The sequence below is a fragment of the Flavobacterium cyanobacteriorum genome (assembly GCF_002251835.1).
GTDB lineage: Bacteria > Bacteroidota > Bacteroidia > Flavobacteriales > Flavobacteriaceae > Flavobacterium > Flavobacterium cyanobacteriorum.
In genome coordinates this window covers 1-9,437 of the sequence record NZ_NOXV01000182.1, presented here as the reverse complement: position 1 = coordinate 9,437, position 9,437 = coordinate 1, and the positions used below count along the sequence as shown (strand labels likewise).

9 protein-coding genes are annotated in these 9,437 nt (G+C 43.4%); 6 read left to right on the top strand and 3 right to left on the bottom strand.

Features of this window, described 5'->3' with window-relative positions; genetic code table 11:
- A partial coding sequence (locus CHU92_RS03530) for a T9SS type A sorting domain-containing protein (protein ID WP_129582998.1) occupies positions 1-669 on the top strand: 669 nt, incomplete at its 5' end.
- Between the two features lie 99 nt (positions 670-768).
- Here the strand turns inward: CHU92_RS03530 and rho are convergent.
- Entirely contained in the window at positions 769-2,607 is a 1,839-nt protein-coding gene (rho, locus tag CHU92_RS03525; RefSeq protein WP_094412663.1) for a transcription termination factor Rho, read from the bottom strand.
- 183 nt (positions 2,608-2,790) lie between these two features.
- Here rho and CHU92_RS03520 point away from each other — a divergent pair, with 183 nt between their 5' ends.
- Positions 2,791-3,213, top strand: a complete 423-nt coding sequence (locus tag CHU92_RS03520) for a DUF4293 domain-containing protein (RefSeq protein WP_094412665.1) — start codon at positions 2,791-2,793, stop codon at positions 3,211-3,213.
- 84 nt (positions 3,214-3,297) lie between these two features.
- Here CHU92_RS03520 and CHU92_RS03515 read toward each other — a convergent pair whose 3' ends face one another.
- On the bottom strand, positions 3,298-3,792 hold the full coding sequence (locus CHU92_RS03515; protein ID WP_094412661.1) for a metallophosphoesterase family protein: 495 nt from the start codon (positions 3,790-3,792) through the stop codon (positions 3,298-3,300).
- Between the two features lie 178 nt (positions 3,793-3,970).
- Between CHU92_RS03515 and truA the strand changes: the two genes are divergently transcribed.
- Genes truA through CHU92_RS03500 form a run of 3 tightly spaced genes read left to right on the top strand, consistent with a single transcriptional unit; the run spans position 3,971 to position 7,062 of the window.
- Positions 3,971-4,708, top strand: coding sequence for a tRNA pseudouridine(38-40) synthase TruA (gene truA, locus CHU92_RS03510; RefSeq protein ID WP_094412659.1), 738 nt, complete (start codon positions 3,971-3,973; stop codon positions 4,706-4,708).
- Positions 4,709-4,710: 2 nt separating this feature from the next.
- Positions 4,711-6,468 carry an ABC transporter ATP-binding protein gene (locus CHU92_RS03505; protein WP_094412657.1) on the top strand — a complete coding sequence of 586 codons (1,758 nt, stop codon included), beginning with the start codon at positions 4,711-4,713 and terminating at the stop codon, positions 6,466-6,468.
- 12 nt (positions 6,469-6,480) lie between these two features.
- On the top strand, positions 6,481-7,062 hold the full coding sequence (locus tag CHU92_RS03500) for a Fic/DOC family protein (protein ID WP_094412655.1): 582 nt from the start codon (positions 6,481-6,483) through the stop codon (positions 7,060-7,062).
- On the opposite strand, the gene CHU92_RS03495 is transcribed toward CHU92_RS03500, so the two are convergent.
- Positions 7,024-7,218, bottom strand: a complete 195-nt coding sequence (locus tag CHU92_RS03495) for a hypothetical protein (RefSeq protein WP_094412653.1) — start codon at positions 7,216-7,218, stop codon at positions 7,024-7,026. The two genes, CHU92_RS03500 and CHU92_RS03495, sit on opposite strands and share 39 nt — an antisense overlap.
- A 200-nt stretch (positions 7,219-7,418) precedes the next feature.
- On the opposite strand from CHU92_RS03495, the gene lpdA reads away from it, so the two are divergent.
- The gene (gene lpdA, locus CHU92_RS03490) at positions 7,419-8,807 is read left to right on the top strand and encodes a dihydrolipoyl dehydrogenase (protein ID WP_094412651.1); all 1,389 of its coding nucleotides are present in this window, start codon (positions 7,419-7,421) and stop codon (positions 8,805-8,807) included.
- Positions 8,808-9,437: the final 630 nt, after the last annotated feature.

The following is a 9,437-nucleotide window of genomic DNA, read 5'->3' as shown; positions in this document are numbered from 1 at the left end:
TCAGGCTACTCTCCTAACCAGGCTTTCCAGCTTTATCCTTATGCCCTCGGCCGTGAAGAAGCCGATACAGCCACTAATACCGATGTATTGGTATTTCACGGAGCAACTGATGCCCCTGCTGTGGATGTTGTGGCAGAAGGAGCCGGTGTGATTGTTAATGACATCACTTACGGAAATTATATTGCAAATTACCTGGAACTGCCCACTGATAACTACACTCTTAATGTAACTACTGCTGATGGTACGACAGTAGTGGCCTCTTACAGTGCGCCATTGGAAACACTTGACTATGAAGGCGATGCAATAACTATATTGGCAAGTGGTTTCCTTAATCCCGCCAATAATAGTAATGGCCCGGAATTTGGGCTGTGGGCAGCTACAGCAGCCGGAGGCCCATTGCTGCAGTTGCCACAAATACCGTTAAGCAACAGGGAATTTAGAACTGCCAGCCTAAGCCTGTATCCAAATCCGGCGAAGGATGTTATCACGATAGAAGGGCCATATACTTTTAATAGCGTTACGGCAAAGCTTTATGACCTTACGGGAAGGCAAGTACTTATATCAACTGACAGCACAATCAATATTTCAGGACTTGGTGCCGGTATTTATGTATTAGATGCAACTATTGATGGAAGCCAGTTTACGGAAAAAATAATTGTAAGAGATTAGATAGTGCTATCAATAATTAAAATATAGCCCCCTGGCTTCAGGGGGCTTTTTGTATATTATCCTAAAATAAAAATTGAATTATGATTATACTCAGTTTTATCAGTCATCATTCATGGAAAGCAGGAAATCCTCATTGTTCCTGGTTTTCTTAAAGCGGTCGTTTATAAAATCCATAGCTTCAACAGGATTCATATCGGCAAGGTATTTCCTCATGATCCACATACGCTGTATGGTTTTTTCATCGAGCAGTAGGTCATCACGGCGTGTACTTGATGAGGTAAGGTCAATAGCAGGGAATATACGCCTGTTAGCGATTTTCCTGTCAAGTTGCAGTTCCATGTTTCCGGTACCTTTGAATTCTTCAAAAATCACTTCATCCATTTTAGACCCAGTATCTGTTAAGGCTGTTGCTATAATACTGAGTGAGCCTCCCCCTTCAATATTTCGGGCAGCGCCAAAAAAGCGTTTTGGCTTTTGGAGTGCATTGGCATCAACACCACCGCTCAGTACCTTACCTGATGCAGGCTGTACGGTATTGTAAGCCCTGGCAAGGCGGGTTATAGAGTCAAGCAGTATCACAACATCGTGCCCGCATTCCACAAGTCGCTTAGCTTTTTCCAGCACTATGTTGGCCACTTTGACGTGGCGTTCTGCAGGCTCATCAAAAGTGGAAGCAATAACCTCTCCCCTCACACTGCGCTGCATATCGGTTACTTCTTCAGGGCGTTCGTCAATAAGCAATACAATGAGGTACACTTCAGGGTGGTTAGCCGCTATAGAGTTAGCAATATCCTTAAGCAGCATCGTTTTACCGGTTTTTGGCTGGGCTACTATCATACCTCTCTGCCCTTTCCCTATCGGCGAAAAAAGGTCAATAATACGGGTAGATATGGTGCTTTGCCTGTCGGCAAGGTTAAACTTCTCTTCCGGGAAAAGCGGTGTCAGGTACTCAAAGGATACCCTGTCACGCACTACCTGTGGGTCATGCCCGTTTATTTTTAATACTTTTACCAGCGGGAAATATTTTTCACCTTCCTTGGGCGGGCGCACTACACCTTTTACAGTATCTCCGGTTTTTAGGCCAAATAGGCGTATCTGGGAAGTAGAAAGGTATATATCGTCCGGCGAGGCAAGGTAGTTATAATCAGACGAGCGAAGGAAACCATACCCGTCGGGCATCATTTCGAGCACGCCTTCACTTTCTATAATACCGTCAAACTCATAGTCCGGTTCCCTGAAATTCTGCTTGCGGTGCTGGGGATTATTGCCATTTTGGTGCTGGCCGGGATTACCATTAGCATAGTTGTTATTGTGCTGCTCAACGGGAGTGGCTATACCCTGCTCGGCAAGCCTTTTCTTATAGCTCGGGTGATTAGGATTATTGGCGTTAGCCCTTTCAATCTGTGCACGCCTTTCCTCTTCGGTCAGCTGCCTTGGCCTCGGCTTTTCAGGAGCTTCAGGCTGCGTACGGTATGTGTTGTCACGCAGTGAGCGGAGTTTTGGCCTTTCGGCTGCCTTAGGGTTATCACTTTCAGCAACAGTAACATTGCCGTCTTCTATTGCAGGCAGGCTTTTAACTTCTTTTGGAGGGCGCCCCGGCTTTCTGGTTTTAAAATTATTTTCCTGTAAATCCGGCTGTGGCCCAATGGCTACAGGTTCATCAGGAACTTTATTTTCCCGCGCCGTTTCCGTAGCCTTAGAAGGCTTAAGCAGCCTTGCACGCTTCATTTTTTCAGGTTCAGCTCCGGGGGTGGGGCCTGCAGCGGGCGATTCTTCAAAAAGAGATTTTACCTTGTCAGGATTGGCCGCCTGGTGGTCAAGTATCTGGTAAACCAGTTCTTCTTTTTTTAATCCCCTGTATTTATTAATATTAGCTTTTTTAGCAATTTCCTGAAGCTCAGGAAGCTTCATTTCTTTCAATTCCGAAATGTCGAACATGTAAAATTTTTGGTTTAATTAATAGGGTATTTCAAAATAAATGTGGACAGGATAGTTTTTGAAATGGATACTTCGCAGAATGAAGTAATTATATTTTTGTACTGCAATATTACGAAATTTATTTTTAAAAGCAATAGTATTTTTTTAAAAAGAAAAGCTATTTTTGTGCGGCAATTCAATTGTATGATACAAAGGGTACAAACTATATATATTTTTATTTCGGTGCTGGCCACCGGTGTATTTCCTTTTATCTTCCCATTATGGAAAACAGATAGCGGTGTTGATTACATGTTTATGTACAACCTGGCATTTATAGTATTGTTTGGGCTCAGCACAACGCTTTCTATTATTAGCATATTAACGTATAAAAAAAGAAAAAAACAGTTTGTCATGGGCAGGCTGAATATAATATTAAATTTAATTTTACTAGGGTTATTTGTATACCAGTCACTAAACTTATCCGGAGAGACTGATCCTGAAAAGGTGGTTTCTGAGAAGGGTATTGGGATGATTCTTCCAGTTGTTTCTATCGTTTTTTTAAGCCTTGCCAATAAGGCTATCAAAAAGGATGAAGATCTCGTAAAATCTGTGGACAGGCTGCGGTAAACCTTTTAACTTAGTTTATTAGTGCGAAAAAGAATCCGGGTACTCCCCGGATTTTTTGTTTTTGGTGAGTTGATACCTCATGGCTCACTTCCTTCCGATCTCTATTACTTCAAGGGCCTGTATCTTTTCGGCATCAATTTCAAAACGTAGCATGGTGCGCACCTGGTGGAACCCGTGTATCCCAGCGGCACCAGGGTTCATGTGCAGCAGGTTAAGCTTATTGTCATACTGCACCTTCAGGATATGCGAGTGCCCGCAAATAAAAAGTTTTGGCGGGCTGGTGTACAGTTCCTGCCTTATGGCGGCGTTATATTTACCAGGGTATCCGCCTATATGCGTAATCAGTACCTCAACATCCTCACAAACAAACCTGTTATTTAACGGAAACTCCAGCCTGGCTTCATTATTGTCGATATTGCCATAAACTGCCCTGAGGGGTTTTTCTGCTTTTATGGTATCGGTAACCCTGAGGCTTCCAATATCCCCGGCGTGCCATACTTCGTCAGCCTGCCGCACATACTTCATAATTACATCATCAATGTGGCTGTGTGTATCGCTTAGCAGGAGTATTTTTTTCATATTTATAAGTGTGTCACAAATTGCAAAGTAACAAAGTTTTTAGCTACCGTGCCCTCTAAGTTCAGCATTGGCCTGCCACAAAATTTATGGCTGCAAAACTTTTGGCTTTGTAAAGTTACAATCCTGCTACTTTGCCAGTTATTGAGTATCTTTGCACAGTCAGTCATTAAACACAGTTTTGAGGTATTTCATTGAGTTTGCGTATAACGGAAAGAACTATTGCGGATGGCAGTCCCAGCCGCACAGCCCTTCTGTACAGGAAACGCTGGGGCGTGCATTATCAGTATTGTTGCGGGCGGAAACGGAGATTACGGGAGCCGGGCGAACGGATACCGGCGTACACGCCAGGCAGATGTTTGCACATTTTGACCATGACCGTCCACTTGACCCGGCACTGGTGCAAAAGTTCAACTCGTTCCTGCCGAAAGATATAGCAGTGCTGCGTTTTATACCTGTGCATGACACGGCGCATGCCCGCTTTGATGCTACCAGCCGCACCTATGAATACCATATACATACCTTTAAAGATGTTTTTGTAAATGAAGGCAGCTGGTATAATTTCCATGAGCTTGATATTGCCGTAATGAACCAGGCTGCAGCCATATTGCCGGATTATACTGATTTTAAATGTTTTTCTAAAACACATACGGATGTAAAGACATTTAATTGCCGGATAACAGAGGCATACTGGAAAAAAAGCGGTACACACCTTGTTTTTACCATAAGCGCTGACAGGTTCCTCCGGAACATGGTAAGGGCTGTTGTGGGCACTCTTGTAAATGCGGGCCTTGGAAAGATAACGGTGGATGACGTGCGTGAAATAATTGAAAGCCGGGACAGGAACAGGGCAGGCTTTTCTGTACCTGCACATGGGCTTTACCTTACAAGGGTGCAGTACCCATACATAACACATTAAAAATGAGCACAACAAATAAATCTTCTTCATTAAAAAAAGTAATGCGCTTTGCCCGGCCTTACCGGGTAAGGTTCAACTGGGTAATAGTCTTTGCGGTGTCACTGTCGGTTTTTGCAGCAATAAGGCCCTACCTGCTAAAGCAGACTGTTGACCAGTACATAGCCTCTAAAGACGCCGGTGGGCTGCTGTACTACATCCTTTTAATGACCCTGGTACTCCTGCTTGAAGTAGCCTCACAGTTCTACTTTGTATATTGGGCTAACTGGCTGGGCCAGGATATTGTTAAGGACATCCGGGAAAAGCTGTTCAGCCATATTACGGCTTTCAGGATGAAGTTTTTTGATAATGAACCTGTAGGCAAGCTGGTTACACGTACTGTATTTGACATAGAATCTATTGCACGGATTTTCAGCCAGGGCCTTTTCATGATCATAAGCGACCTGCTAAAAATGCTGGTGATACTGGGCGTAATGTTCTACATGAACTGGAAACTGACATTGATAGTACTGCTGGCCATGCCGGTGCTTATTTATGCTACGCGTATATTCCAGCAAAAAATGAAAGGCGCTTTTGAAGAAGTGCGCACACAGGTAGCCAACCTCAATACATTTGTACAGGAGCGGCTTACAGGTATGAAGATAGTACAGCTTTTCAACAGGGAAGATATTGAATATGAAAAATTTAAAGAGATAAACCAAAAGCATAATGATGCCTGGCAGAAGAACATCCTGTACAACTCCATATTCTTCCCTATTGCCGATATTATATCATCCCTCACGCTGGGGTTCATTATATGGTACGGCGGAATCAGTATCCTCAACGGGGACAACATGACCACTATTGGCGACCTCTTTGCCTATACTATGCTTATCAGCATGCTGTTCAACCCGCTGCGCCAGATTGCTGATAAGTTCAACGAACTGCAGATGGGCATTATAGCATCCGACAGGGTATTTGAGCTGCTTGAAAGCGGCCAGCAGGTACAGGACCCCGGCACTATTGAAGCAGGGCATTTTAAGGGAGAGCTTGAATTCAGCAACATCCGTTTCAGCTATATTGAAAATGAAGAGGTAATAAAAGGCATCAACCTGAAAGTAAATGCAGGTGAAACTATAGCCATTGTAGGCTCCACCGGGGCAGGGAAATCAACTATTATAAACCTGCTGAACCGCTTTTACGAGATAAGCAGCGGAAAAATTACGATTGACGGCACCGATATAAATAACTTTACACTGAGCAGCCTGCGAAGGCAAATAGGCATTGTGCTCCAGGATGTTTTCTTGTTTGCCGACACTATACTAAACAATATTACCCTTAATAATGCTGAAATATCAAGGGAAGAAGTAATAGCCGCCGCAAAAGCCATTGGCGTACATGATTTCATTATGTCGTTGCCCGGCGGATATGACTATAATGTGAAAGAACGTGGTGTTATGCTATCTTCAGGGCAAAGGCAGCTTATTGCCTTCCTCAGGGCTTATGTCAGCAACCCAAGCATACTGATACTGGACGAGGCTACCTCATCAATAGATACGTATTCTGAAGAGCTTATACAGAACGCAACAGAACAGATCACTAAAGGCCGTACATCTATAGTTATTGCCCACAGGCTGGCCACTATTGTTAATGCTGACAAGATCATTGTAATGGATAAAGGACGTATTGTTGAGGAAGGCCGCCATTATGACCTTATCAACCGTGAGGAAGGCTATTATAAAAACCTGTACTACTCCCAATTTGCGGTGGAGGGTGAGGGGTAGTATCATATAAATATGGATCATAACACCAATTATACCGACAGCCCGGAAGACAATAAGCTTGGTTTAACTGACTTTAGTGAAATCAACAAAGTCGAAGCGAAAGGTATTATCGAAGCTGAACTTTTAATGCTTGAAATAGACAGCAATGATGAAATTTCTGTTGACCTGATTTTAAGATTGCATAAAGTTGCGTTTGGACCTTTGTATGATTGGGCGGGGAAATGGAGAAAAGTAAGAGTTAGCGTCGGCAAACTCGAACTTCCCGACCCACAACGTATACCAAACCTGATGTATCAATTTCTTGATAACCTTAATTATAAAATTAAGATTGCTAGGACAACCGCTGATGTGATTGGTTGCCTTGCCTATGCTCACTACGAGTTTGTTCTGATACATCCATTTAATAACGGTAATGGGAGGCTTGGGAGGATCGTTATAAATATCGCAGCTCTAAAATTGGGCTATGAGCCGATTGATCTTTATAGTCGTGAAGGAGAATCAAGGCATCAGTATATCTCGGCTTTAAAAGCTGCCGACGATGGAAATATTGAAGCTTTACAACTTCTTATCAGAAAAGAACTGAGGGTTCTTTAGCTCTTTTTCAGCAATTGCAGACGCTACTAGTTTTTCAATTTCAACCATCGGAACCTTTTGGTTTTCAAGCGCCATCGTGGCAAAAACATTTCTTGCAAGTACTTCTGATAAAAAAGCCTTGTCTTTGAGTTTTTGATATTTATCGATGAGTTTCATAGATTACAAATTTATTAAATTTTATTTACTTATCGCCTGAGGAGTTATAAGAATGTACTACTCGCAGTTTGCGGTGGAGAGCGGGGAATAAATATACAGGTGTTGATAAAACTGTGGAAACAGCTTTTCGTAATGTTTTCCTATAATCAAATAAATACTTACTTTCGTACGCATAATTAAAACCTGCAAATAATTTACCGATGAAATATGATATTATAGTTTTGGGAAGCGGCCCGGGCGGTTATGTTACAGCCATAAGGGCATCGCAGTTAGGCTTTAAAACCGCTGTTGTTGAAAAAGAAAGCCTGGGCGGCATCTGCCTTAACTGGGGTTGTATCCCTACAAAAGCGCTTTTAAAGAGCGCGCAGGTGTTTGACTACCTGAAGCATGCATCTGACTACGGGCTAACCGTAAAAGATTTTGATAAAGATTTTGGCGCTGTTATCGCCCGTAGCCGTGGTGTTGCCGAAGGCATGAGCAAAGGCATACAGTTCCTGATGAAAAAAAATAAGATTGATGTAATTGAAGGTACCGGAAAGGTAAAGCCCGGTAAAAAACTTGATATAACCGGCAAAGACGGTAAAGTTACCGAATACAGCGCCGACCATATAATTATTGCTACCGGGGCACGCTCCCGTGAGTTGCCTAACCTGCCGCAGGACGGTAAAAAAGTAATAGGCTACCGCCAGGCAATGACACTGCCCGAACAGCCAAAATCAATGATTGTGGTAGGCTCAGGCGCTATTGGTGTGGAGTTTGCCCACTTTTACAATTCAATGGGGACTGATGTAACCATAGTGGAATTTATGCCGAATATTGTACCTGTTGAGGATGAAGATATCTCGAAGCAATTTGAGCGTTCGCTTAAAAAGGCAGGTGTAAAAATCATGACCAGCTCTTCAGTTGAAAAGGTTGACACTACAGGCAACGGCGTTAAGGCTACTGTGAAAACAGCTAAAGGCGAAGAGATACTTGAAGCCGACATCCTGCTTTCGGCTGTGGGTATTAAATCAAATATTGAAAATATCGGCCTTGAAGAAGTTGGTATTGCCACCGATAAAGACAAGATAATGGTTAACAGCTACTACCAGACCAACGTTCCGGGCTATTATGCCATAGGCGATGTGGTACCTGGCCAGGCGCTTGCCCACGTGGCATCGGCCGAAGGTATACTTTGCGTGGAGAAAATTGCCGGGCTGCATGTAGAACCGCTTGATTACGGCAACATCCCCGGATGTACTTATGCCTCACCTGAAATTGCTTCGGTTGGCCTTACCGAAAAGCAGGCTAAGGAAAAAGGTTACGAACTCAAAATAGGCAAGTTCCCGTTTACTGCCTCAGGAAAGGCAAAAGCAGCCGGTACGCCTGATGGTTTTGTGAAAGTAATATTTGATGCCAGGTACGGCGAATGGCTGGGCTGCCACATGATTGGCGCCGGCGTGACCGACATGATAGCCGAAGCTGTTGTGGCACGCAAGCTGGAAACAACAGGCCATGAAATATTAAAAGCAGTACACCCGCACCCAACCATGAGCGAAGCTGTTATGGAAGCAGTAGCTGATGCCTATGGCGAGGTGATACACATATAACCAGGTTGCAGACTGTAATAAATGAATAGTATCCGCCCTTAATAGGGCGGAATTTTTTTACTGAACACAAGGCCTCATCTTCTGTGCTAAGGAAGCGCAGACGTTTATCGATAGCCCCGATTNTAAGTTTACAAAGTATGTTCAGCCGTTGCACGGGTTCAAGTTCTTTGAGGGTGTCGGGTAGCTGTTCAAGTTCCTTTTGCATTAACTCTTTGAGGGTGTCCCGTATGTTTCCAGTTAAAGGCTTGTTATACTCAACCTGTGGTTTATCATTTTTCAGCCTTTCGGTTTGGCTCTTTAGTAGTTCCTTTACTTCGGTAAAGTCCAGTTCCCCGAAATCGGAAACCCGTACATATTTGTAAACCCATTCGTAAACAAATAACCTTTGGGTTGTGTTCAGGTTAGCTTTGTCGGTAACGGCTGCAAATTCCTGAACTGCTTTTAATGGGGTTTCGTGCTGTTCGGTGAAAATGTTTACTGCCTTATCAAATAGCTGTAAGGGTGTTTCAGGGTTTTCAAAGTTGCCCTGCTTCAATACTTCGCAAAGCATTTCAAAGGCGTACCCGTTCCAATGTTCGTTTTCTGTTTTAAAGTAGCTTTCAAGGCTTTCAATTTCTTTTGTTTTCATAT

Excerpts from the sequence above, each read along its gene's own strand:
- rho (WP_094412663.1), bottom strand. The coding sequence starts at position 2,607 with ATGTTCGACATTTCGGAATTGAAAGAAATGAAGCTTCCTGAGCTTCAG.
- CHU92_RS03520 (WP_094412665.1), top strand. The coding sequence starts at position 2,791 with ATGATACAAAGGGTACAAACTATATATATTTTTATTTCGGTGCTGGCC.
- CHU92_RS03515 (WP_094412661.1), bottom strand. The coding sequence starts at position 3,792 with ATGAAAAAAATACTCCTGCTAAGCGATACACACAGCCACATTGATGAT.
- CHU92_RS03505 (WP_094412657.1), top strand. The coding sequence starts at position 4,711 with ATGAGCACAACAAATAAATCTTCTTCATTAAAAAAAGTAATGCGCTTT.
- CHU92_RS03500 (WP_094412655.1), top strand. The coding sequence starts at position 6,481 with ATGGATCATAACACCAATTATACCGACAGCCCGGAAGACAATAAGCTT.
- CHU92_RS03495 (WP_094412653.1), bottom strand. The coding sequence starts at position 7,218 with ATGAAACTCATCGATAAATATCAAAAACTCAAAGACAAGGCTTTTTTA.
- lpdA (WP_094412651.1), top strand. The coding sequence starts at position 7,419 with ATGAAATATGATATTATAGTTTTGGGAAGCGGCCCGGGCGGTTATGTT.